Here is a 24,889-nt window from a genome sequence, read left to right as displayed (position 1 = left end):
TCGCGCCGCCGAATGGTTCGTATCGGGCCGCGGAGGCGCAACGCTCGATCGTCGGAAAATCCAGATGAACATCGGAAAATGGTACGACCCGATCTCGCAACGGTGGATCATGCCGCGTGAGGCGCGCGCTATCGCCGGATATGGCCGGTCCAATGCCGAGAAGGCGCCGGAGGATCGCACGAAAGGCGAGCCGCAGCGGATCTGGCAACTGTTGGTGGATTGCTGCGCGAGTGAGTGATGCCGAACATCGGCAGGTTCTGTGCTCCACGATCCGGCGCGCATTCAGAACGTGATCAGGAACACCGCGAAGGCGATGACGATCGCTGGGCTCGCGACAGCGACGCTGATCAGCGTCCTGCTCCTGCTATATCAATCAAACGGATGATGCCTTCAGTTCCTGCCGGGCAGGCGTCCCATCGGCCTTGGGCGAACACCCCTGCAGCGGCCTCCGGCCTCGCCGCGGGGCAGCCCAGCGTTTCGCTGATCTCGACGAATTCCGGATTGGATCGGTATATTACCATTCCGATTGAAGGCCGACGCCGGAACAAGGATCAGATGATGGACGATACGATTGGTTTCCCCGATCCCGGTCTCGACCTCTCGGACGGCTTCAAGCCGCACACTTCGCACTGGGGCGTGTTTTCCGCCCGTCAGGGCGCGGCCGGGCTGGAGGTCAGGGCCTATGCGGGCGATCCCGATCCGAACGGCATCATCGACAATTTCCCCGGCGCGCTCCGCCACCAGGCGCGCATTGCCCAGCCGGCGATTCGCCGCGGCTGGCTCGAGCGCGGGCCAGGGCCCGACGATCGCCGTGGCCGCGACGAATTCGTCTCGGTGAGCTGGGAGAAGGCCCTCGACCTCCTCGGCGACGAACTGTCGCGCATCCGCGACACCCGTGGGCCCGGTGCCGTGTTCGGCGGGTCCTACGGCTGGTCGAGCGCCGGCCGCTTCCATCACGCCCAGAGCCAGGTGCATCGCTTCCTCAACATCGCGATGGGCGGCTATGTGCGCTCGGTCAATTCCTATTCCTCGGGCGCGTCGTCGGTGCTGCTGCCGCAGATCCTCGCGGGCTATGAGGACATCACCAAGCGCAACGTCACATGGGAGCAGATCGCCGGTCACACCGACATCGTGCTGGCGTTCGGCGGCATGGCGCTGAAGAACTCCATGGTGGCCGGCGGCTCCATCAGCAAGCACGTCGAGCGCGGCGCCATGGCAGCGGCCCGCCAGCGCGGCTGCGAGTTCATCCTGGTCAGCCCGCTTCGCGAAGACCTGCCCGTCGAGGCCGGTGCGGAGTGGATGACCTGCGTGCCGAGCACCGACACCGCCTTGATGCTTGGCCTCGTCCATACGCTGGTCAGCGAAGGCCTGCACGACCAGGCTTTCCTCGATCGCTACACCGAAGGGTGGCCCGTCTTCCTGCGCTATCTCACCGGCGAGAGCGACGGGCACGCAAAGCATGCCGAATGGGCCGCCGCGATCTCGGGCGTCGATGCCGAGACGATCCGCAAGCTCGCGCGCCGGCTGGCCGGAAGGCGTGCGCTGATCACCGTCTCGCACTCGCTGCAGCGCGCCGAGCATGGCGAGCAGCCGGTGTGGATGGGCATGGTGCTGGCGGCAGCGCTCGGCCAGATCGGCCTTCCCGGCGGTGGCTATGCCTACTCTCTCGGGGCGATCGGCTATTACGGTCGCCGCGTCAACGACGTCCCGGGGCCGACGCTTGGCCAGGGCCGCAACGGCGTCGCCGATTTCATTCCGGTGGCGCGCATCGCCGACATGCTGCTCAAGCCGGGCAGTACCTATCGCTACAACGGCGAGACGCGAACCTATCCGGACATCCGCATGGTCTACTGGGCCGGCGGCAATCCCTTCCATCACCACCAGGACATCAACCGCCTGCGCAAGGCCTTTGCGCAGCTCGATACGTTCGTCGTGCACGAGCTCGCCTGGACCGCCACTGCCCGTCATGCCGACATCGTGCTGCCTGCGACGATGACGCTCGAGCGCGAGGACATCGGCTATTCAAGCAACGACCCCTTGATGGTCGCCATGCATCAGGTCGCCGAGCCGTTTGGGCTTGCGCGCGACGACTACGATATCTTCGCCGATCTCGCCGACCGTCTCGGCGCCCGCGAACCCTTCACGGAGGGCCGCACGTCGCGGCAGTGGCTGGAGCATCTCTACGAGCCGACCCGCGCCTCGCTTGCCAGGCGCGGACTGGAAGCGCCAAGCTTCGACGAGTTCTGGGCGCGCGGCAGCCTCGTCGTGCCGCAGCAGCCCGATGATGGCGGCCGGCTGCGCCGCTTCCGTGAGGATCCCGTCGATCACGCGCTGCCGACGCCCAGCGGGCGCATCGAGATATTCTCGGCCAAGATCGCCGGGCATAATGATGCGGATTGTCCGGGACATCCGGTCTGGCTCGACAAGACCGACATGCCCAGGCCGGGGGCGCCGTGCTTCCTCGTCGCCAACCAGCCCGTGACGCGGCTGCACAGCCAGCTCGATTTCGGCGGACATTCGCTTGGCGCGAAACATCGCGGCCGTGAGGTCGCGCGGATGAACCCGGTCGATGCGAACGCGCGCGGCATCGGGGACGGCGACATCATCCGCCTGTTCAACGATCGCGGGGCGTGCCTTGCCGCGGTCCACGTCACCGATGGCATCGCGCCCGGCGTGGTCCAACTTCCGACCGGCGCCTGGTACGATCCGATGGATCCCGAAGACGAGGCGCCGCTGTGCGTTCACGGCAATCCGAACGTGCTCACGCGCGACATCGGGACTTCGTCGTTCGCGCAAGGCTGCACCGGGCAGTTGACGGTCGTCGAGGTCGAGAAGTTCACCGGCAATCTGCCGCCGATCCGCGCGTTCGATCCGGTTTAGCCCTCTCGTTCTCCTGGGGCAGCACTACGCCGCGGCGCTGGCGATCCAACTGACCGCCGGGGAAGGACGCCGCCGCGGTGGCGCTTCGACCTCGAGCCGTTCATCCCTGCTGGCCAGGCGCCAGCGTGCCGGCGATTCACCACTGATGCGCTTGAACACGGTCGAAAAATGCGCCTGCGTGCTGAAGCCCACGGCAAGCGCGATTTCCGCCAATGGCCGCTCGGTGGTTGCGAGCAGCACCTTCGCCTGCTCGGTCCGGTAATTGAGCAGATATTCGCGGGGACGGTAACCGGTCGCGATGCGGAATTGCGCCGCAAAGTGCATCCGCGACAGGCCGGCGACATTGGCGAGTTCGGACAGGCTGATGCAGCGGTGGAAATGATCCGCGATATATTGCTCGACACGCCGTAGTCGCCATTTCGGCAAGGCATTGACCCTGACGCGCGGCAGTTCCATCCGGGTGAGATGCATCGCCAGGGTCTGGCCGATGCACTGCGTGAAGCGCCGGTCAGCGGCATCGCTCTGCTCGATCAGCGCCTTGGCAAGCTCGGCGGCGAGTGGATCGCGCAACAGCACGAGGTCGTTGAGCCCGTCAGTCGCGACGACATGTGCCGGAAGATGATCCGTGGAGATGTGGACGTGCAGGAAGGCGCATGGCGACTGGAATTGCACGCCGAGAGATTTCGAGGGAGCGGTGACATAGAGCGTCCCCGCAGGCATCGTGCCGTCGAAAATGATCTGGCGGTCACGTGTCAGCTTCGCGCGCGTGGTCTTCAGGGCAATGCCGATGAAATAGCGATCGTCGGGTGTCGTCGTTTCGTGCGACGAGCTGCTCCGCAGGTCCTCCCATCGCGAGATGGTGACGTCCTCGGTCGTGCCGTCCGCTGCGCGATCGATCTGGCGCCATCGGCTCTCCCGGGCGATCACCTGCGTCGGGCGAAGAATTTCCTGATCACGCGAGCCGGCCGGAAAATCGATCCAGGTATGCGCCGCGTGCAAATTGTTCGACATCGCTCGTCCTCTCCTAGCTTTGCCGCTGTTTGCAGTGACCGGCAAACGCGGAAACCGATGCTTTCCATGCTCGGAGGATAGGCGTGGCTTGGCCAGCGCGCCCGTTAGTGGTGATTAGGATCTGTTAGATTTTGTGGGCGGTGCGACAGGCCGCCGCAGACGTTTGATTAAGTCCGATTTGTCGAAGATTTGTGCGACTGCCTCTGTTTGAGAGGGCCTCAGGGAGCATCGTGAAAATCGACGTGCCGGTGAGAACTCGGTCTCTGGACGTCGCGTCGGTGCCGGGTACAGTCCTCGCGCGTTTCAAGGAAGCCGCCGTCAAGATGAGCACGAAGTGATGTCGTCGGTGGCTTCGTCATGGATTGCTGGACGTTGAGGCGGCCACAGCAGGCCCGCCTGCGCTATTCGAAGACGGCGTCGAAGATCTCGACGTCCATCAGCACCGGCTTGGCAATCACGGTTCCATCGGGCCGCACTGTCTGCGCGCGTCGAAGTGTCGGCAGCACGATGCCGCCGAAGCTGTCATGAGCCCAGGAGGAGTCTGCGACCTTCATCCCGAAGAGGTCGTGATCTGTCCGCCGCTGCAGCGCGCTCTCGTCGAAATAGAACACCTGTTCGGGCGCGAGCATCATCAGGTGAGCCGGGAATTGTGCCCGCAGCCGTCGCCAGGTTTCGGCATTCTCTTGCCAGGGCGACAACTCCTCGGTCACGACGTCGGGATGGGCAAGCAGGAATGGAATCGTCAGAAAGCTCCAGATCGCGACGCCGCAGAAGAAGACGAGGTACAGCTCATCCGCAAGCGCTTGTGGATCGACCTCGGGAAATGCAAGGCTGGGATTAGGCCACGACCGCAGCACCTCACCGTCCAGGCTTTCGATCGTGATCGCATCCGGTTGAAATGAGCCGGAGTGCTCACCCCCGGTGATGCCGGTGAAGCGCACAGATTGCGCCCGGGTCGAGCCTTCCGCGGTGACATCCTTGAATTCCCGGGCATGGCCGGCACCGGAGAACAGCGTGCCGCCAACGGACAGGTGGAGCGTGAACCGGCTCAAGCTGTTCCAGCGGGCCATTCCGCCGCTGGCATCGATTACATCGTCAAGAAGCGCCATGTCCCGCCATATCCACCGTGAGTGTTTCCACCATGGCGGGGCCCATGCGGCTTGGCGTGTTAGAAGTTGTTAGGAGTTGCGAGCGGGCATCATGGCGGTATCTCGTTGAAGATACTCTCAATTCAGGTTGTTCAGCAGCTCCCTGGCAGCGATCAGATCGCGGGTCTGCAACCCTTCCTGGTAGCGCGCAACGAGGGGGGTGAGCAAAGCGCGGACGTCGGCGGGCTGGCCGGCCCGCTCCCAGATGCGGCCGAGGCTGATCGCCCCGCGAAGCTCCCAGCCGACCGCGGATTGACGTCGGGACAGATCGAGCGATTTGCGCAAGATCGTCTCCGCCTCTGCAGCGTTGCCCGATCCGGCGAGGATGTCACCCTTGATCCTGAGCATCTCCGGCATGTCGAAGGATTCGCCGTGATCGGGAATCTGGGCGATCGCCTCGTTGATCGTCTGCAGGGCTTCGTCGGGCTGGTTCTGGGCCGCGAAACCCTCCGCGAGTGCCGTGGCGAACACTGTCGTCATGATGCGGTGCCGTGTCGCGTACAACGTGGCCTGGCTGCGGCGAAGGTGCTCGATACCCGCCGCGACGTCGCCGCGGCGCAGCAGCAGCTCGCCCTTTTGGCCGATGCCGACCGCGTGGTAGGGGCCGAGGAAGTGCCGTGCGGAATGATCGATCAGCCGCTCGATTTGAATTTCGGCATCGGCCCAGTCGCCGACCCAGAGGAACACGTAGATCGTCCAGATTAGGGAGATGCCGAGGGTGAGTGGCTGCTCCAGAAGCTCGGCTTCGCGAACGGTGTATCTGGCGACCTCGACCGCTCGCTCGGGCCGGCCCGTGAGCCAGAGCCCGCGCGCCAGCGCAACCAGCGCGACGATGCGGTCGTCATAACCGAGATGCCCGATGTTCAGCCGTTGCGAGCCGGGATTGTGCACCATCGCGCTCTCGCAGAACCGAACCGCCTTGTCCTGGTTGCCGATCAGATGGTGCGCGACGCCGAGCATCCAATTCACATTCAGCGCGGCCGCGGAATCATTCAGTTTGCGCGCAACGCCTTCGCCCTGTTCGCCGGTGTCGAGCGCGCCGTGAAAATCTCCGACCCTGGTCAGGTAGATGTGCAAGCCGCGCAGCAGCCAGAGCTGCCAGTGCAGGTCATCGAGCTGACGGGCGAGTTCGAGGCTGCGCGTGAAGGCCGACCGGACCGCTTCCGTATTGCCCTGCGTGAACATCACGGAGACGCCGAGCGCGGCCTGCAGGGTCATCTCCCGGCGGCTGTCGACGGCGCCCGTGTCGAGGGAGTCCAGCGCCTGCTGGGTCCACCGGTAGCATTCCGTCAGCAATGTCAGCTCGAGGAAGAACTGGGCCGCCGAGGTCGCCAGATCCACGCCGAGGGCCCGGTCGCCGCGGTCCGAAAAGCTGAAGGTCAGCGCGGCCCTGACATTGGGCAAATGGTCGGCATAGGGGAGGAAGCCGCCCGCGCTCTGCATGCCCGTGGATTTGACGGCAATGTCGTGCAGGACATTGCGGAAATATTCGGCGTGGGCGCGCGCGACGCGGTCCGCTTCGCCGTGCTCGACCAGCTTGTCCGCCATGAAAGCGCGGGTGGTGTCGAGCAGGCGATAGCGCAGCCGCCGCTCCGCCGGCGAGGTCGCGATCAGGGACTTGGAGAGCAGGTTCGAAATGGCTTCCACGCCTTCGGCCTCGCCGATGCCCTGGCAGGACGCGACCGCAAGCGCGGCTTCCAGCGTGAACGGCCCGACGAACACCGACAGGCCGCGCAGGGTCGCGCTCTCGGTCGGCGGCAGCAGATCGTAGCTCCAGGCGAGCGCGGCGCTCAGCGTCTGGTGCCGCGGAATCGCGGTGCGCCGTCCCCGCCACAGCAGCGAGAAGCGGCTGTCGAGCAGTGATGCGGTGCCTGCGATGCCATAGGCGTTGACGCGCCCGGCGGCGAGCTCGATCGCCAGAGCAATGCCGTCCAGGCGCCGGCAGATTTCGGCAACGAGCGGCGCATCCTCCTCGGTGAGCTCGAATTCGCTCAGGCTCTCGGCAATGCGCTCAACGAAGAGCTGGCTTGCCGGATAGGCAAGAATGTCGGCGATGCCGAGGCCTTCACGCTGCGGCGGGCAATCCAGCGGAAACAGCCGGTGGACGCGCTCACCTTCGGTGCGAAGGGATTCGCGGCTTGTGGCCAGGATATGCAGCTGCGGCGCCTCGCGGACCATGCGCTCGGCCAGAGGGGCGAGCTCGTCGAGGATATGCTCGCAGCTGTCGAACACCAGCAGCATGCGCCGGCTGCGCAGGACTGTCAGGAGGCTCGGTATCGGATCGTCCGCATTGACGGTCAGGCCGAGTGCGGAAGCAATCGTGCCGGGAACCAGCCGGACATCCGTCAGTGCGCCGAAATCGACGAAACACACTTGGTCATCGAAGGCCGCGAGCTCGCGATGCGCGACGGCGAGTGCGACCGACGTCTTGCCGATACCGCCCGGGCCGACGATTGTGACGAAGCGATGCTGTGCAAGCTCGGCCACGATCTTATCGACCGCATCGTCCCGCCCGATCATCTTGGCAAGCGGCGTAGGGAGCGAGCGGGGAGCGGCCGGCGGGTCGGCCCGGCTCGCCGCAGGCGCGGTCCGGAGCAGCGGGGCCGCGAAGCAATAGCCGCGGCCGGGGACGTTGATCACATAGCGGGAACCTTCGCCGGCAGTGCCCGAGGCCTTATCGTCCAGGGCCTTGCGAAGCGTCGTGATGTGGAAGCGCAGGCTTCCCTCGTCAACGTTGACGTCGGCCCAGACGCGCTTGATCAACTCTCGCTTGTCCACAACCTCGCCGGCACGTTCGGCGAGACAGATCAGGATATCGAGCGCGCGGCCGCCGAGATGATGCGGTGCGCCGTCCTTTTCGAGCAATCGCGATTTCGCGAACAAGCGGAAGGGCCCGAAGGCAATGGCCGAATCCTGCTCGTTGGTGTCTGGCACGGGCGAGTAATCCGGTGGAGTGGCTGATGTCCGCACTTTGAATTACCAGAACGCGCTGTCCAGTAAACTGGCCGAAAGTGGCGAAATCGCGTGACCGTTGGCCGATTGCATGGAGGCGGTCCCGGCAATTGCACCCAAAAGCAGCAATTTTGGGCACCGCCGGGTCGGCTGAGCAGTCCCGTCGGCAGCGATCGAGAGGGCGCTGACCGAATGACTGCGCCGCCCTTCATAACAAAATCTTGCAACGTCTAACGGGCTAAACACCTGCGATGCATCCAGTATGGCCTTCGAGTTAGATCCTATTTCAACGGGGAGGCCATGATGTCCATTATCGACGCTCGGCCGAACGACCATGTCGTTCGATCTCAATTCGTCGCCAGTCTCGATGAGCAGTCGCGTGATTGGGAACTCGTGTTGCGGGAATCCCATCATCGCATGAAGAACACGCTGACGCTGCTGGGTGCGTCAGTCCGTCGCGATTTCTCGCGCGCGGGCAAAGGCGACGTGTCGCTGGCAGTGGACCGGCTCGAGCGGCGCATCGTCGCCTTCGGCAGGCTCTATCAACTCCTGTCCGATCATGACGATCTGCCGTTGATACCCGCAGCCGCCTTCTTTGAAGGTCTGTGCAAGGCGATCTCCGAGGCCGTGCTGGAGCCGGCGGGCATCCGTTGCGAGGCTGCGATCGAAAGCGGGTTGCTGCCTTCTGCGCAGTGTCATCGGCTCGCGCTGATGCTGACGGAACTGGTGACGAATGCGGCAAAGCATGCCTTCCCGAACAAGAATGGTGCGTTGATCCGCATTGGCCTCGCCAGGCGCGACGGCACTTGGCTCTGCACGGTGGCCGACAACGGCATCGGTGCCACCGGTCCGCTTCAAGGCACCGGCAGCCGGATTCTTGAAGGGCTCGCGCGCAGCATCCACGCGCATCTGCAGGGCGAGGCGGGGGAGGGCGGCACGCGGGTCACCATCGTGCTGCCGATCGCCGCGGCGTAACGACGAGGCGAGCTTTGCCTTTCCTGACAACGGCTGGCGGACCGAACCCGCTGCTTGAAACATAGGAGTTCGACATGTCTGTGATCGAGATCAATCGCGAAGCTGAAACCAAACCCTCGAAATCTCGCGGAGTTGACGCAAAGCTCGAGGTCCTCGTGATCCCGGTGTCTGATGTCGACCGCGCCAAGGCGTTCTATGCGCGGCTCGGCTGGCGGCTGGACGCCGACTTCGCCTCCGGCGACGACTGGCGCGTGATTCAGTTCACGCCGCCGGGGTCGGCCTGTTCGGTGATCTTCGGCAAGAACGTCACGGCCGCAGTGCCCGGCTCCGCGCGAGGCCTGTATCTGGTTGTCTCCGATCTCGAAGCCGCACGACAGGATCTGCTCGACCGCGGCGTCGAGGTCAGCGCGTCATTCCATGGGGCGGGCGACGTTCACGCCGGGCCTGACGAGCCTTATCTGTTCGGCAGCGTTCGAGTCAGTGGTGCTGACCCGAAGCGCGGCAGTTATGCTTCCTTCGCCGCATTCAGCGACCCCGACGGCAATGGCTGGCTGTTCCAGGAAGTCACCACACGATTGCCCGGACGCATCGCGCCCGACAGCACGACCTTCGCCACGACGACCGATCTGGCCGCAGCGCTGCGTCGCGCGGCGCTGGCGCATGGCCAGCATGAGACACGGAGCGGCGGACACGACGAGAACTGGGCAGATTGGTACGCCGACTACATCGTCCGCGAGCAAGCCGGCCAGCCGCTGCCAACTTGAGCTGCGGCAAGATATCTCCCGATCCTGGCCGAACGGCGCGCGATGATGATCGCGCGCTGTTTCGCATGGCGCCTCTGCCGTCGCCCTCTTGCCTTGCGTGGACTCGCAACGGCTAACGCAAGCTAACAAGCCATAACGCGCAAATTGCCGGGGCCTGAGCCAATCTCCCTGCACACCAAGGGACGTATCGAATTCGAATTCGGTCAGCGTCACCGACCAAAGCAAGGGAGACCCAACATGACCACGCAAGCACGATCCGACAGCCTCAATCCAGACCGCCGTCAATTGATGAGCCAGGCCGCGATGACGGCGATCGCCGCCAGCGTGTCGAGCCTGTTGCCGCTGCATCCGGCCAAGGCTGCCGCCGGCGGCGCCATTCGCCCCTTCCAGATCAGCGTGCCCGAGCAGGATCTGCTCGACCTGCGCCGGCGCCTGGCCGCCACGCGCTGGCCGGATCGCGAGATCGTCACCGATCAGTCGCAAGGCGTGCAGCTGACGACGGTGCAACAGCTCGTACGTTACTGGCAGAACGACTACGACTGGCGCAAGCTGGAAGCGCGGTTGAACGCGCTGCCGCAATTCGTGACCGAGATCGATGGCGTCGACATCCACTTCATTCACGTCCGCTCGCGGCACGGGAATGCATTGCCGATGATCGTCACGCATGGCTGGCCCGGCTCGATCATCGAGCAGATGAAGATCGTCGGTCCGCTCACCGATCCGACCGCGCATGGCGCCAAGGCCGCGGACGCGTTCGACCTCGTGATTCCCTCGCTCCCCGGCCACGGCTTCTCGGGCAAGCCGACGGTGCTCGGCTGGGACCCCCAGCGCATCGCGCGGGCCTGGATCGTGCTGATGAAGCGGCTCGGCTACAACCGTTATGTTGCGCAGGGCGGCGATTGGGGTAACGCGGTCACCGAGCAGATGGCGCTGATTGCGCCGCCTGAATTGCTCGGCATCCACACCAACATGCCCGCGACCGTCCCCGACGACATCGCCAAGGCGCTGCAACCGGGCGGAACGCGCCCGGCGAACCTTTCGGCCGAAGAGCGCCTTGCCTACGACCAGCTCGACGATTTCTACAAGCACGGCCTCGGCTACGCGATCGAGATGTCAAACCGGCCGCAAACGCTCATCGGTCTCGTGGATTCGCCCGCGGGCCTGGCGTCGTGGATGCTCGACCACGATGCGCGCAGCGCCGCGATGATCGCGCGCGTGTTCGACGGCGGTACGGAAGGGCTGTCGCGCGACGATGTGGTCGACAACATCATGCTCTATTGGCTCACCAACACCGCGGTGTCGTCGGCGCGGCTGTACTGGGAGAACAAGCTGGTGTTCTTTGCGCCCAAGCACGTCAATATCCCGGTCGCCGTCAGCGTCTTTCCCGACGAAATCTACGCCGCGCCGCGGAGCTGGGCCGAGAAGGCCTATCCCAAACTGATCCACTACAACCGCCTCGACAAGGGCGGACACTTCGCGGCCTGGGAGCAGCCGGCGCTGTTCTCCGCGGAGGTGCGGACCGCATTCCGGCCGCTGCGGCAATCGATCTGAGACGCGAACCCAGACATCAGGAGTGCAAGCAATGAACCGTCCCGAACGCAATTTTACGACCGGTGACATCCGCCTTGAGCGCCGGCTGCCGACCTATTGGCGCGTCACCTTCGATATGCCGCCGGTGAATATCTTTGGCCCGAGGCATCTTCCATTGCTCAATGACGTCGTGACAGCGATCGAAACCGATCCGGACGTGAAGGTCGTCGTGTTCGACAGCGCGGTCGAAGGCTTCTTCATCACGCATTACGACTTTCTCGCGCCGCTCGAGGATTCACTCAAGGTCCCGCCCGGGCCGACCGGCCTGCAGTCGCTGCCTGACACGCTGGTGCGCCTCAGCCGCGCGCCGGTCGTCTCCATCGCCGCGATCCGGGGCCGCGCGACGGGCGTCGGCAGCGAGCTCGCGCTCGCGAGCGACATGCGCTTTGCCAGCCGCGAGAAGGCGATCCTGTCGCAATGGGAGGTCGGGGCGGGGCTCGTGCCGGGTGGCGGGCCGATGGCGCGATTGCCGCGCCTGATGGGCCGCGGCCGCGCGCTCGAAGTGCTACTCGGCGCCGACGACATCCGTGGCGATCTGGCCGAACGCTACGGTTACGTCAACCGGTCGTTGCCGGACGCCGAGCTGGATGGATTCGTCGAGGCGCTCGCCATGCGCATCGCGTCCTTCGATAAGGAGGCGATCGCCGAGACAAAGCGTCTCGTCGATGTCGCAAGCCTGCCGCCGGACGTCGATATCAAGCCGGAATGGGACGCGTTCCTGGCCTCGCTCGGCCGCCCCGCGAGCCAGGCCCGCATCAAGGCGCTGATGGCGCGCGGCTTCCATCGCGCCGGCGACGTCGAGAACCGGCTCGGCTTCCATGTCGGGCAGATCGGCAGCTAAGGCGTTTTCGAGCGACGTGGCAGCCGGTTCGCGTGAAGAAAACGCGTCGAAACAAGAATCAAATCTCGTTCCGATGGCATCGGAACGGGATTCGACGGAACCGCAGCGATGATCTGCCGGTTGGAGCGGCGGCGGGCGGTCATGCCGATGCCGCCTTCGATCGGTAAAGAGTGCCGGTGTGCAAGCAAACAAGGAGATGTGAGATGATCCGCAAGGCAAAGGCAGTATGGAAGGGCACCGGCCGCGACGGCACCGGCCAGCTCTCGAGCGACTCCGGCGTCCTCGCCGAGACGCCTTATTCGTTCAAGACCCGTTTTGAGAACGAGAGGGGCACCAATCCCGAGGAGTTGATCGCGGCGGCCCATGCCGGCTGCTTCACGATGGCGCTGGCCTTTGGGCTTCAGATGGCAGGTTTCACGCCGGAGGAGCTCTCGACCGAAGCTGCGGTGACGCTCGAGCCCGAAGGCAAGGGATTCAAGATCGCCAAATCGGCGCTCACCTTGCGCGCCAAGGTGCCGAACCTCGACGAGGCCGGTTTTGCCAAGATCGCCGGGGAAGCCGAGAAGAACTGCCCGGTGTCGAAGGTGCTCAACGCCGAGATCACGCTCGACGCCAAGATGGGCTAGCGGCGAGCTGTCAGTCCATGCCACTCGGCTCATGACCCGGATGGACGCAAAGAGGCATGCCCGGCTTTCGGCCGGGCAACGAAAGGAATACCATGAGGCAGATGCAGAAGCGACGGAACGGGCAATTGGGAGCGAACAGATGACGATGGAACGCGCAGTTTTGGCCGGAGGCTGCTTCTGGGGCATGCAGGATCTGATCCGCAAGCAACCAGGCGTGATCTCCACACGCGTCGGCTACACAGGCGGTGCGGTGAAAAACGCGACCTACCGCAACCACGAAGGCCACGCCGAGGCAATCGAGATCATGTTCGATCCCGCCAAGACGAGCTACCGGACCATGCTGGAATTCTTCTTCCAGATCCACGATCCGTCCACGCTCAATCGCCAGGGCAATGATCGGGGCACCAGCTATCGCTCGGCAATCTTCTATACGAGCGACGAGCAGAAGCGGATCGCCGAAGACACCATCGCCGACGTTGAGGCCTCGGGCCTGTGGCCGGGCAAGGTGGTGACCGAGGTCGCGCCCGCAGGCGAGTTCTGGGAGGCCGAGCCCGAGCATCAGGATTATCTCGAACGTTATCCTGACGGCTACACCTGCCATTTCATCCGGCCGGACTGGAAGCTGCCGCGCCGCGCGATGGCTGCGGGAGGCTAGATCGAGGCGCCACGCGTTGTCAGGCCTGCGATCGCGCAATCAGATCGCGGGCCATGCGCATGTCGGCGATGTCGGAGCCTTCGGCAAACGTCCCGCAGACATGGTCGAGCATCGCTCGAGCTTCCGCACTCTGGCCGGCCGCGCTCATCGACCGCGCAAGGCTGGTCGCGCATCTAAGCTCCCAGAAACGCGCCCCCTGCTCGACGGCGATGCCCATCGCTTCGCGGAAACGCGCCTCGGCCTGCGCCGAATGCCGCGCGCTTCTGAGCATCAATTCTCCCTTGATGCGGAGCAGCTCCGGCAGGTACCAGAGCTCCTGCCGATCGTTACAGCGGGTCAGGACGTCCTCGATCACGTCGAGGCCCCGGTCGACCTGGTCAGCTTCGAGAAAGCACGCGGCGAGCTCGCCGAGCAGCGGCAGGAAGCGCGGCAGGAAGCGCGCGTCGCCGGCGCGGTTGAGCTCTTCGCGCAAAAGCGGCAGGCCGGTGGCGATGTCGCCGCGCCTGGCCACAACCGCGGCGTTGAAGGCCCGTGCCCACAGGCCCCACAGCCGGATTCCGTGGCGCTCGGTGTGTTCGAGCAGCTCGGTGCCGTGGCGCTCGGCGGCAGCGAAATCGCCGGACCAGAACGCGATCGGGCAGGCGGCCTGCCCCAGCACGCTGCAGAAGGTCAGCGCATGGCCGTTGGCACGGCCTTCCTCGATGTTGTTGGCGGCGAGCGCCTGGGCCTGGTCGGCGAAGCCCTGTAGCCACAGGATGCGGGCTCGAAAATATTGCGTCGATATCCTGAGATCGAGCGGGAAGATCTTCGGCTTCTCCACCAGCACATGCAGCGATGCGTTCACCCGGTCGATCCGCTGCCGCGCCTCGTTCTGGTCTCCCAGATAATGCAACGCCACCGCCATCAGGCGGTCGCCCAACATGAGATCGGTGTTGTCGGGCGAGTTGGCGGCCGCGTTCGCAAAGCGCTCGGCGAGCACGCGGGCCTTGCCGAACTGCCCGTTGTTGAACTGGTCGATGCACAGGCCCCACAGCGCCCGTAGCCGGAAATCCTTGTCGTCGAGGCTCTCGGCCAGCTCCAGCGTCGTCTCGAGGATCGGGCGCGCCTCGCGCGCGCGGCCTTCGCCATACATCAGCGACCAGCCGAGTGCCGACAGCAGCTGCATGCGAACGCGGTCGTTGTCGCGATCGTCTGCGAGCGCCGCCAGTGCCGTCCTGCTGCGCTCGCGGCATTCGGCGAACAGCGACAGGCGCACCCACAGGGTGACCGCGGCCGCTGTCAGCGCGATGCCGATACTGGTGTCGCCGTCGGGCCCGAACGCCCAATCCAGCGCCGTGCGTACATTGTCGAGCTCCCCTCCATAGGTGCTGAGCCATTCGGGCAGCGGCGTCGAGGTGTCGGCCCCCGCGCGCTCGAAGAAATCGCGAAAATGCTCGGCATGACGCCGCGCGAACTGCCCGTTTTCGCCGAGCTCCTTCAGCTTCCCGAGCGCATAGGTGCGCGTGGTGTCGAGCAGGCGATAGCGCAGCGCCCGCGAGCCGGATGGCGAGATCAGCGATTTGGTGACCAGGCTGTCGATCGCCTCCAGCGTCTCCGGGGTGCTGAGGCCATCGCCGGACGCGATCGCAGCGGCCGCCTCCGGCGCAAAGGGTCCGGCGAACACCGACAATCGCCGCAAGGTGGCGCTTTCCGCCGGTGGCAGCAGGTCGTAGCTCCAGTCGAGGGCGGCGGCGAGCGTCTGGTGCCGCGGGACGGCCGTGCGCCGTCCGCGCCATTGCAGCGAGAAGCGGCTATCGAGCAGGGCGGCCGTGCCGGCAATGCCATAGGCATTGACACGGCCCGCCGCGAGTTCGATCGCCAGCGCAATGCCGTCGAGCCGCCGGCAGATGCTGGCGACAAGCGGCGCCTCTTCGGCGCTGAGCTGGAACGGCCCGGAGCTCTGCGCGATGCGTTCGACGAAGAGCTGCGCCGCGGGGTAGGCCAGAACCTCGGTGACGTCGAGGCCCTCGCGCTCGGGCGGGCAATCCAGCGGAAACAGCCGGAAGATCCGCTCGCCTTCGCTCCTGAACGACTCGCGGCTGGTGGCGAGAACACGAAGCTGCGGCGCTTCGCGAACGATGCGCTCCACGATCGGCGCCAGCGTGTCCAGCACATGCTCGCAACTGTCGAAGATCAGCAGCGCCGGTCCGGTCTTCAGAAATGTCAGGACCGCCGGTGTCGGATCCTCCGCGCTGACGGTCAGTCCGAGCACGGCGGCGATGGTGGTTGGGACATGGCTGGCGTCCCGCAGCGGACCGAAATCGACGAAGAAGACGCGGCCGTCGAAATCCGCCGAGCGCCGATGCCCGACTGTGACGGCGACGGCGGTCTTGCCGATGCCGCCAGGACCGACCAGGGTCATGAAGCGATAGAGCGTCAGGCCGTTGGAAATCTTCTCGACGACCTCCTCGCGTCCGACCATCTTTGAAAGCTGGGCGGGCAGGGAGCGGGGGAGCATGATATCGGCGGCGGCCGGCACGGTCTGCGAGGCGGCCTGGGCAAACGGGGCGACGAAGCAATAGCCGCGGCCGGGCACATTGAGGACATAACGGGCCGATTTGCCGGTGTCGCCGAGCACCTTGCGCAACGCTGCGACATGGAAGCGCAGGCTACCCTCGTCGACATTCACGTCGGCCCAGATGCGCTTGACCAGCTCTCTCTTGTCGACGACTTCGCCGGGACGCTCGGCCAGCAGGATGAGAATATCGAGTGCGCGGCCGCCGACGTGAAGCGGCACCCCTTCCTTCTCGAGGAGCCGGGACTTGGGAAGCAGCCGAAATGGCCCGAATGAAATGGCCGAGTCTTGATTGTTATTGTGAGCTGGCACGTGCCATTGCCCCCGCAACGGGAGTCAAAAGGTATCTCGTTGTGGTCTAGCAGAACGCGCCGTACAGTAAACCGGCGGAAAGCCGCATGGCTGGCAGACCTGCGCGGATGGCCTGGGCTCGTCTTCGATCCGCCTGAATAATGCAGGGTATGGAAGGGGTTAGGTCGCCATGGTCCGACCCGGGTCCTTTGTGACAATACCCGCCGTCAACGCGACCAGACTCATCAGCACAGCCAGCAGCCAGAAGGCCATGGGCAATCCGCCCAAACGTGCCACGAAGCCGACACCGGCGGGGCCGACCAGGATTCCCGCGTAGCCTGCAGTCGTGATCGCCGCAACCGCAAGCCCCGTGGGCATCACCGTCTGCCGCGCCGCCCGGCGGAACAGCACCGGCACGAGATTCGACGCGCCGAGCCCGATCAGCAGGAAGCCGGCGATGGCGACCGCCGCAACGGGCGCCGTCAGCAGGACCACGAAGCCGGCGATCGCAATGAAGCTGCCCCACAGCAACGTCGCGCGGTCGCCGATGCGCGCAACGACGGCATCGCCGCCGAGCCGGCCCGCAGTCATCGCGATCGAGAACACGATATAGCCGGCTCCGCCTTGCGCCGCGGTGACGAGACCTGCGCCGATGACGAGCAGGGCGCCCCAATCCAGCATCGCGCCTTCGACCAGGAAGGTGATGGCGCCGAGCAGCGCGAGCAGCAGCACCGATCCGTGTGGCAGCACGAACAGGGGGCCCTCCTGCACATGTACGGAACGAAGCAGGCGCGGTGAGGTCACGACCATCGCGACCAGCATCAGGACGGCGCAGATCAAGGTGCAGGCGAGCGTGCCGAATTGCAGCGAGAGCAGCGCCGTCATCAGCGCGGATCCGGCAAAGCCCCCGATGCTGAACAGCGCGTGGAAGCCGGACATCAGCGGGCGTGCCGCGGCGCGCTCGACCTCCACGGCGTGGATGTTCATGGCGACGTCGATCGAGCCGAGCGCGGCGCCGAATGCGAACAGCGCCAGCGCCAGCGTTGCGGGCGAGGCCGCAACGGCGAGCAGGGGCAGGACTAGCGCCAGCCCGAACCCGCCCGCAATGATGATCGGCCTGCTGCCGTAGCGCGCGCTCACGAGCCCGGTCACCAGCATCGCAATGACCGAGCCGATGCCGAGGCTGAGCAGCAGAAGTCCGAGCACGCCGTCATCGACGCCGAGCCGCGTCTTCGCGAACGGCACCAGCGGCGCCCAGCACGAGATGCCGAAACCGGCGACGAGGAAGGCAAGCCGGGTCGCAAGGCGCGTCGATGGCCGGTCGGCGGAAGACATGGGAACTCCGGGAAAGCAGGCGGGGCGATCGACAAGCCCGGGAAATGCCGCGGCTTTATGTCCGGAGCGCTTGCAAATCGTCACGGGCGGCCCGCGCGAGTTGCAGGCGGACGCGCAGGCCCCTTGGCGCGTTGTCGAGCAGCTGAAGCGATCCGCCGTGCGCGGTCACGATCGTCTGCGCGATCGAGAGGCCGAGACCGAATCCGGCCCTCTCGTCCATCGTGCGCGCTTCCTCTCCGCGCACGAAGGGCTCCAGCATCGCGGCCTTCCGTTCCTCGGGAATGCCCGGCCCGTCGTCGGAGACGTCGATGACGAGCCGGTCCCCGGCCGTCGACAGCGCAACCTCGATCTGAGTTCCGAAGCGGGTTGCGTTCTCGACGAGGTTGGTGACCGCGCGGACGATCTCGTCGGGCCGCAGGATGAAGGCGGCCCGGTCCGGTCCGGAATAGGTGACGGCGAATCCGGAATCCGAAAATTGGTCGCAAACCATTTGCAGCAGCGCCGCGACGTCCACCAGCGTCGGCTCGACCGGGCTCTCGCTGCGCAGGAGGGACAGCACCGATTCGAGCATCGACTGCATCTGGTCGAGGTCGCGCACGGTCTGCGTGCGTTGCGCCGGATCTTCGATGTATTCCGAACGCAGCCGCAGACGCGTGATCGGCGTGCGCAGATCATGGCTGATGGCCGCGAGCATGCGGGTCCTATCGTTCATCAGCGTGGTGATGCGATCCCGCATCCGGTTCAGCGCCCTCGCCGCAGACTTGATCTCCTCCGGTCCGTTTTCGGGCAGCGGCGCGGAGGATCGGCTCAGGCTGAAATCCTCCGCTGCGCGCGCGAAGGCCGACAGCGGCGAAGAGAGCGCGCGGCCGGCCCAGACGCCGAGCAGCGTCAGGCTGGCCACCAGGAACAGCAGCGTCGATGTCCACAGGCCGCTGACGAAGCCCGGCATTTTGGGCGAGCCGATCGTGGCGTCGAGCACGTCGTCGCCGGGAAGGTAGAACCGGACGCGCTCGCCGTCCGCGCCGCTGCCGCGAACGAACTCGGCCCTGACGCCGAGCGCGGAAGGGATGGGCAGGGAGGTCCGCATCGACTGCGGCGTGGCGGCAGCGGAGCCGCCGTCCCGCAATTGAAGCTCGAGCGCCGGAAAAGTCCGGCTGACGCTGTTCAGGACCAGCCCACGCTCGGCTTTCGGCGCGTCGGCGATGATGCGCACGATCAGCTCGATCTGCTCCAGCGGCGTGTCCGCCAGCAGCTTCGGCTGGTTGAGGAGAAAATATCCGGCGATCAGGACGTGGATCAGGATCAGCGACCCCAGGATCAAGGCAGCGATCTGGCCGCTGATCCGCCGGAAGCTGAAGAGCGCGACGATGTCGGCGGTGCGGCTCATGCTTCCTCCACCACCGGCGTGAAGACGTAACCCCCGATGCGGACGGTCTTGATCACGGACGATTCTTCCGTCCGGTCGAGCTTGCGACGCAGCCGGCTGACCAGCACGTCGATGCTGCGGCCGAAGCTTGCTCCGGGACGGCCGCGCGTCATGCTCAACAGGTTGTCGCGGGTGAGAACACGGCCTGCCCGCTCGCAGAAGGCCTGCAGCAGATCGAACTCGGCACTGGTCAGCGGGACCTGGGCGCCTTGCGGATCGCGCAATTCCCGCAGGCGAAGGTCGATGGTCCAGCCCTGGAACTTGAGACGCGCCGCGGTGGCGCCGGTGGCGAGGCCGCTTGAACGCCGGCGCAGCACCGCGTTGATCCTGGCGAGGAGCTCGCGCGGGTTGAACGGCTTTGCCAGATAGTCGTCGGCGCCCATCTCGAGGTCGAGAATCCGGTCGAGATCCTCGCCCTTGGCGGTGAGGATGATGATCGGCGTCGTGGAGTCCGTCCGCAGGCGGCGGCAGAGGCTCAGACCGTCCTCACCCGGCAGCATCAGGTCGAGCACGATCAGATCGACCCGGTCCTTCGAGAGATAGCGGTCCATCTCCTTGCCGTTCGCGACCGCGTCGACCGAGAACTGGTGATCGCGCAGATAGCGCGAGATGAGGTCGCGGGTCGGCTTGTCGTCCTCCACGATCAGGATGTTCTGGCTGCCGTCGGTCATGATTGAAATCGCATCGGGGGCACCGATCGTTGGTCGATTTGCGGACGATTGTCTCGTCCGAAGAACTACGGTCATGGTGCAATCCTACGGTCAGTCACGGCTCAGCGCCACCACGGGGTCGAGGAATGCGGCGCGGCGGGCGGGGAAAAAGCCGAAAGCGATCCCGATTCCCGTCGAGGTCAGGAACGCCGCGCCGATTGAGAACGTCGAATAGCTGACCTGAAATCCCGGCACCGCGAGGTTGATGGCGACGCCGAGCAGGACAGCGATCAGAATGCCGGCGATGCCGCCGATCGACGAGATCAGGGTCGCTTCGACCAGGAATTGCTGGAGGATGTCGCTGCGCCTGGCGCCCACCGCCATGCGCACGCCGATCTCGCCAATCCGCTCGGAGACGGACACCAGCATGATGTTCATGACGCCGATCCCGCCGACTACCAGCGAGATCACCGCGATCGCCGCCACCAGGAACGCGAGCGTTTGCGTCGTGCTGGTGATGGTGCGGCGGATATCGTCGGTGTTGAGGATGACGAAATCCCTCATGTTGTGCCGCTGCGTCAGCAGCGTCGTCACGGCGTCCTGCGCCAGATTGGTCGAGACCTCGTCGCTGATCCGGAGCAGGATGCTGCGCAGCGCACGGTCGCCGGTGAACTGGGCCTGCACGGTGGTGTAGGGCAGGTACACCGACAGGTTCTGGTTCGAGCCGAATCCGCCCTGCTGCTGGGCGATGATTCCGACGATGCGGCAGGGCACCTTGCCGAGCCAGATGACTCGGCCGATGCCGGAGGTCTGGTCGTCGGCGAAGAAAGTCCTGCGGGTGTTGTCGTCGATGACGACCTGCCGCTCGATGTTGCGGACGGCGTCGGCGTCGAACAGGCGGCCTTTCGCCAGCTTGGCCCCCTTGACCTGGAAGTAGCTCTCGCCGACGCCGTTGACCAGCACGTTGGACTCGTTGCCGCGGTATCGCACTGTCGTGCTGGTCGAGACCGTCGGCGTCACCCCGGCAATGAAGGCCTGCCGGCCGAGCGCGCGGGCATCGTCGACCACGAGCGTCTTGATCTTGCCGGCGCGCGCATCGCCGAAATCCTTGCCCGGGAAAACCTCGATGGTATTGGTGCCGAGGTTGGAGATGTCGGACAGCACCTTGCGCTGGGAGGCGTTGCCGAGCGCGACGACGGACGACACCGCGGCGATGCCGATGATGATGCCGAGCATGGTCAGGAACGCGCGCAACCGGTGTGCGGCCATCGCGGCCAACGCCATGCGTGCTGCCTCGCGCAAGCGCCCGATCGTGCCGAACCAGCGGACACCGCTCTCCCTTGCGGATCGGGAGACCTTGGCGGCGGGTTCTGTCGTGGCAGCGGATTCAGTGCGGCGATCGGAGGCGATCTTGCCATCGCGCAATTCGATGATGCGCTCGGCCCGCGCGGCGACATCGGCATCGTGAGTGACGATGATGATCGTCCGTCCCTCGCGATGCAGCTCCTTGAGGATCTTCAGCACCTCCTCGCCGCTGCGCCGGTCGAGCGCGCCGGTCGGTTCGTCCGCCAGGATCACCTCGGCGCCGTTGATCAAGGCTCGCGCGATCGAGACGCGTTGCTGTTGGCCGCCGGAGAGCTGGTTCGGGCGATGGCCGCCCCGGGTCGCGACGCCGAGTCGTTCCAGCAGTGCGTTTGCGCGCGTGCGGCGATCGCGCGCATTGATGCCGGCATAGACGGCGGGGATCTCGACATTCGCAGCCGCAGAGAGGTCCCCGAGCAGGTTGTAACGCTGGAAGATGAAGCCGAAATGCTCCCGTCGCAGCGCCGCCAGCGCATCGGCATCCAGCTCCAAGACGTTCTTGCCGGCGACGCGATAGGTGCCGGAGGTCGGACGGTCGAGACAGCCGAGGATGTTGAGCAGCGTCGATTTGCCCGACCCGGACGAGCCGATGATCGCGACCATTTCGCCGGGCAGGATGCATAGCGAGAGGTCATCGAGCGCGACGACCGTGTTGTCGCCGGCCGCGAATTCCCGCCGGACGTTGTCGAGCGCGATGATCGGATCGGTCATGTCAGAGACCTCCCCCTCCGGGCGGACCGCCGCTCGGCGCACCGCGTGAGGCGGTCTGCTCGCTCGCTTCGCCGGTGATGACGCGCTCGCCCTCGTCGAGGCCGGATTTGATCTCGACGGTGGTGCGATCGTTGAGGCCGGTCCGGACCTCCCGCTCGGCGACATCGCCGGATGCGGTCAGGGTGCGCACGGTGCTGCGTCCGTCGGATTTCCGCATCACGGCCAGCGACGGAATGACCTTCACGCGCCTGGCCTCGCCGGTGATGATGTGCACCTCGGCGGTCATGTAGGTTCGGAGCGCATAGTCCTTGTTGGGGACGTTGAAGACACCGATGTAGTAGATCGCCGTGCTGGTCGAGCTCGACGAGCTCGAACTTGAGCTGGACGTCGTGGTGGTGGAGGAGAAGCTGGCGTCGCTCTTGATCGATTCGGGAGCCGGCTCGATCTGCTCGAGCTTGGCTTCGTAGCGATGATCCTGGTCGCCGAGGATGGTGAAGTAGAGCGGTTGGCCGGGCTTTACCTTGACGATATCGGCCTCGGAGATCTCCGCCCGCACCGTCATCGTCTCGAGCTGGCCGAGCACGACGATGGTCGGCGCAGACTGCACCGCGTTGACCGTCTGCCCTTGCTGCGCCACGGTGGCCAGGACCGTGCCGTCGATCGGCGCGGTGATGCGGGTGTAGTCGAGGTTCACCTTGGCCGTCTCGACGCTGGCTTCGGCACCCACGATCAGGGCGTCGAGGGCGGCGATCTGGGCGCGGGTCTGGCGCACGGTCGCATCCGCGCTGTCGAAATCGCTGCGCGAGGTCGCGCGCTGGGCCAAGGTCGCCTGTTGGCGTGCGAGGTTCGCCTCGGCCAGCACCAGCGCGGCCTCCTTCTCGGTCTTCTGCGCGCGGTAGTTCTTCAGTGAGGCTTCCGAGCTGCGCAGGTCGTTCTGCTTGGTGACAGGGTCGATCTGGGCGATGACGTCGCCCGCCTTGACCGTATCGCCGACGCGCACGTTGAGAGCGGTGATCCGGCCCGACACCTGCGCGCCGACCGCCGTCAGTCGCGCCGGCTTCAGCGTGCCGCTCGCGAGCACCTCCTCGCGCAGATCTTCGACGGTGACCGGCGCCGTGATGTAGGACTGGGCCTTGTTCGACGTCCCCGGAAAGCGCATGGCTGCGACGACGCCAGTGGCTGTGACGGCAACGATTGCCGCGGCGATCTTCAGGCGCTTGGAGGTGATGATCCCGGTCACTTCCGCGTCTCCCGGAAGTGAGGTCCCGTGTTGCTGTCCACGATGATCGGCGTCGACACGTCGACCGGATCGGACCAGCCGCCGCCGAGCGCCTTTGCCAACGCAATGTAGTCCTTGGCCGCCGACACCTTGCTCTGGATCAGCGAATCCTCGGCCGAGTACAGCGACCGTTCGGCGTCCAGCACGTCGATGAAGCTGGCGCTGCCGGTCTCGAACAGCGATCGCGACAGCCGTGCGGCCTCGCGGTAGTTTCTGGCCGCTTCCGTCAGCTTGGTCGCACGCACGCGTTCGCGCGACAGCGAGACCAGGGCGTTCTCGACGTCCTCGAACGCGGTGAGCAGGGTCGAATGAAACGTCGCAAACGCCTGGTCGCGCTGCGCCTCCGCGATCCTGACCGTGGCCAGGCGCTTGCCGGCGTCGAAGACCGGCACCGTGATCGAGGGACCGACCGACCAGCTCACGCTGGAGTATTTCGCGAGATCGCCGGCGCGCAGCGCCGAGGTGCCGACCGAGCCGGTCAACGATACCGTCGGATAGCGATCGGCCTCGGCCGCGCCGATCTTGGCGGTCGTCTGGGCCAGCTTGCGTTCGGCGCTGGCCACATCCGGACGCCTCATCAGGAGATCGGCAGGCAGTCCGGTGGGGAGCGGCATGCGCGGTGCCGGCACGGGCGCAGACCGCGCCATCAATGAGGCGACGCCGTCGGGCGGCCGGCCAAGCAGGATGCCGAGCCGGTGAATGTCGGCCGCGAGCGCGGCCTGATGGGTTGGAACGTTCGCCTCAGTGCTGGCGGCCTGCGCGGTTGCCTTGGCGAGATCGACGGCGTTGCCGCTGCCGGCGTCGTATTTGCTGCGGGTGAGCTTTTCGGTGTCGCGCTGCGAGGCCGATGTGCGCTGCGCCAGCGCAATCCGGGCCTGATAGCCGCGCGCGTCGACATAATAGGCGGCGACGTCGCCGATCAGCGTGACCAGGCTGTTGCGCAGATCTTCCTCGGCAGATTGCGCGCCGCGCACGGCCGCCTCGATGTTTCGCTGCGTGCCGCCGAACAGGTCGAGCTCCCAGCTGGAATCGAAATTTCCCTGGTGCAGCGTGTAGGGCGCACCGTCGACGACGACCGAGGCGGAGCCCGAACTGGTCTTGTTGTCGGTCACGGACGCCGTGCCGCTGACGGAGGGAAACAGGCCGGCGCTGGTCTGCTGGACCGTTGCTCGCGCCTCGCGCACAGCCGCTTTGGCCTTGGCAACATCGGGGTTGGCTTCGACGGCTTGTTCGATCAGCCGGTTGAGCAGGGGATCGCGCAGGCGCAACCACCAGCGATCCAGTGTGCCGGTCTGCCGTCGCGGCGCCGATCTGGTGCTCCAGTGCGCAGGCATTTCCAACTTGGGCGGCCCTTCGTAATCCGGACCAACCGCACAGCCGGTCAGCAGGCCGCCCAGCGTCAGCGCGAAGCAGGCTGCTCCGGCGCGCAACTGCGTGGGCGTCGGATGATGAATCTCCTTTGCGGGTGGTACGGGGACTGCGACGAACGGATGTGACGGCATCAAATCGGCTGAGATCCATATGGCCTTGCCCCGAGAGGGGCGCCCATGGGCCGCGGAGGGGCAGGAACAGGTTGGAACCAATAGCCGAGCGATCGTGGCCTTTCAGCAGCCCGAATGTTGCTGGATGTAAACAGGTGTTGCCGGACATTCCGGGCCAAGGGCGCGCCCGTTTCGGCCTCTGTCAACCCGCGCGCGCAAAAATATTCCACTTTACCGAAATTCGGTTTCGGCGTATGTGTCGCCCATCCCGGCTCACCCAAGAGGGGCGACGTGAAGTCGTCACGTTCGCGAGCCGGGCTTGCGGTGGACGCGGCAGCGTCGGCACGAGAGGCGCGGG

18 protein-coding genes are annotated in these 24,889 nt (G+C 65.7%); 8 read left to right on the top strand and 10 right to left on the bottom strand.

All coding sequences use genetic code 11. The features are described from left to right. The first annotated feature begins 64 nt into the window (after nucleotides 1–64). Nucleotides 65–238 carry a hypothetical protein gene (locus JQ580_RS29665; RefSeq protein ID WP_212284235.1) on the top strand — a complete coding sequence of 58 codons (174 nt, stop codon included), beginning with the start codon at nucleotides 65–67 and terminating at the stop codon, nucleotides 236–238. Nucleotides 239–558: 320 nt separating this feature from the next. Next, a complete protein-coding gene (locus JQ580_RS29660) occupies nucleotides 559–2,880 on the top strand; it encodes a molybdopterin guanine dinucleotide-containing S/N-oxide reductase (RefSeq protein WP_212284329.1) in 2,322 nt (773 codons plus the stop codon). 24 nt (nucleotides 2,881–2,904) lie between these two features. Here JQ580_RS29660 and JQ580_RS29655 read toward each other — a convergent pair whose 3' ends face one another. The 3 genes from JQ580_RS29655 to JQ580_RS29645 form a co-directional block, all read right to left on the bottom strand. Further along, nucleotides 2,905–3,891 (bottom strand): helix-turn-helix domain-containing protein, encoded by a 987-nt coding sequence (locus JQ580_RS29655; RefSeq protein ID WP_212284233.1) that lies wholly within the window; start codon nucleotides 3,889–3,891, stop codon nucleotides 2,905–2,907. 401 nt (nucleotides 3,892–4,292) lie between these two features. Beyond that, entirely contained in the window at nucleotides 4,293–5,000 is a 708-nt protein-coding gene (locus JQ580_RS29650) for a hypothetical protein (RefSeq protein WP_212284231.1), read from the bottom strand. Between the two features lie 117 nt (nucleotides 5,001–5,117). Then, nucleotides 5,118–7,973, bottom strand: a complete 2,856-nt coding sequence (locus JQ580_RS29645; protein WP_212284229.1) for an ATP-binding protein — start codon at nucleotides 7,971–7,973, stop codon at nucleotides 5,118–5,120. 321 nt (nucleotides 7,974–8,294) lie between these two features. Here JQ580_RS29645 and JQ580_RS29640 point away from each other — a divergent pair, with 321 nt between their 5' ends. The 6 genes from JQ580_RS29640 (at nucleotide 8,295) to msrA (ending at nucleotide 13,442) form a co-directional block, all read left to right on the top strand. Then, entirely contained in the window at nucleotides 8,295–8,966 is a 672-nt protein-coding gene (locus JQ580_RS29640) for a sensor histidine kinase (RefSeq protein WP_212284327.1), read from the top strand. 74 nt (nucleotides 8,967–9,040) lie between these two features. After that, nucleotides 9,041–9,730 carry a VOC family protein gene (locus JQ580_RS29635; protein WP_212284228.1) on the top strand — a complete coding sequence of 230 codons (690 nt, stop codon included), beginning with the start codon at nucleotides 9,041–9,043 and terminating at the stop codon, nucleotides 9,728–9,730. Nucleotides 9,731–9,967: 237 nt separating this feature from the next. Then, nucleotides 9,968–11,281 carry an epoxide hydrolase family protein gene (locus JQ580_RS29630; protein ID WP_212284226.1) on the top strand — a complete coding sequence of 438 codons (1,314 nt, stop codon included), beginning with the start codon at nucleotides 9,968–9,970 and terminating at the stop codon, nucleotides 11,279–11,281. Nucleotides 11,282–11,312: 31 nt separating this feature from the next. After that, the gene (locus JQ580_RS29625) at nucleotides 11,313–12,161 is read left to right on the top strand and encodes an enoyl-CoA hydratase/isomerase family protein (protein ID WP_212284224.1); all 849 of its coding nucleotides are present in this window, start codon (nucleotides 11,313–11,315) and stop codon (nucleotides 12,159–12,161) included. 203 nt (nucleotides 12,162–12,364) lie between these two features. After that, a complete protein-coding gene (locus tag JQ580_RS29620; RefSeq protein ID WP_212284222.1) occupies nucleotides 12,365–12,787 on the top strand; it encodes an OsmC family protein in 423 nt (140 codons plus the stop codon). A gap of 139 nt (nucleotides 12,788–12,926) precedes the next feature. Then, a complete protein-coding gene (gene msrA, locus JQ580_RS29615; RefSeq protein ID WP_212284220.1) occupies nucleotides 12,927–13,442 on the top strand; it encodes a peptide-methionine (S)-S-oxide reductase MsrA in 516 nt (171 codons plus the stop codon). A gap of 19 nt (nucleotides 13,443–13,461) precedes the next feature. Here msrA and JQ580_RS29610 read toward each other — a convergent pair whose 3' ends face one another. The 7 genes from JQ580_RS29610 to JQ580_RS29580 all read right to left on the bottom strand — a co-directional run bounded on the left by JQ580_RS29610 (nucleotide 13,462) and on the right by JQ580_RS29580 (nucleotide 24,552). Next, nucleotides 13,462–16,308: an ATP-binding protein gene (locus JQ580_RS29610; protein WP_212284219.1), complete on the bottom strand. Its 2,847-nt coding sequence runs from the start codon at nucleotides 16,306–16,308 to the stop codon at nucleotides 13,462–13,464. Between the two features lie 159 nt (nucleotides 16,309–16,467). Beyond that, nucleotides 16,468–17,622, bottom strand: a complete 1,155-nt coding sequence (locus tag JQ580_RS29605) for an MFS transporter (RefSeq protein ID WP_212284217.1) — start codon at nucleotides 17,620–17,622, stop codon at nucleotides 16,468–16,470. 55 nt (nucleotides 17,623–17,677) lie between these two features. Then, entirely contained in the window at nucleotides 17,678–19,009 is a 1,332-nt protein-coding gene (locus JQ580_RS29600; protein WP_212284215.1) for an ATP-binding protein, read from the bottom strand. Continuing rightward, complete coding sequence (locus JQ580_RS29595; RefSeq protein WP_212284213.1) at nucleotides 19,006–19,719, bottom strand: response regulator; 714 nt, start codon at nucleotides 19,717–19,719, stop codon at nucleotides 19,006–19,008. Before JQ580_RS29595 ends, JQ580_RS29600 begins: the two co-directional genes overlap by 4 nt. A gap of 90 nt (nucleotides 19,720–19,809) precedes the next feature. Further along, nucleotides 19,810–21,771 (bottom strand): MacB family efflux pump subunit, encoded by a 1,962-nt coding sequence (locus JQ580_RS29590; protein WP_212284211.1) that lies wholly within the window; start codon nucleotides 21,769–21,771, stop codon nucleotides 19,810–19,812. Between the two features lies 1 nt (nucleotide 21,772). After that, nucleotides 21,773–23,011 (bottom strand): efflux RND transporter periplasmic adaptor subunit, encoded by a 1,239-nt coding sequence (locus JQ580_RS29585; RefSeq protein ID WP_212284209.1) that lies wholly within the window; start codon nucleotides 23,009–23,011, stop codon nucleotides 21,773–21,775. Further along, the gene (locus JQ580_RS29580) at nucleotides 23,008–24,552 is read right to left on the bottom strand and encodes an efflux transporter outer membrane subunit (protein WP_249134535.1); all 1,545 of its coding nucleotides are present in this window, start codon (nucleotides 24,550–24,552) and stop codon (nucleotides 23,008–23,010) included. Before JQ580_RS29580 ends, JQ580_RS29585 begins: the two co-directional genes overlap by 4 nt. Nucleotides 24,553–24,889: the final 337 nt, after the last annotated feature.

It is taken from the genome of Bradyrhizobium sp. SZCCT0148, assembly GCF_018129985.1.
Classification (GTDB): Bacteria; Pseudomonadota; Alphaproteobacteria; order Rhizobiales; family Xanthobacteraceae; genus Bradyrhizobium; species Bradyrhizobium japonicum_H.
The sequence above is the reverse complement of the archived record's forward strand: the minus strand, read 5'-3'. Positions and strand labels throughout refer to the sequence as shown.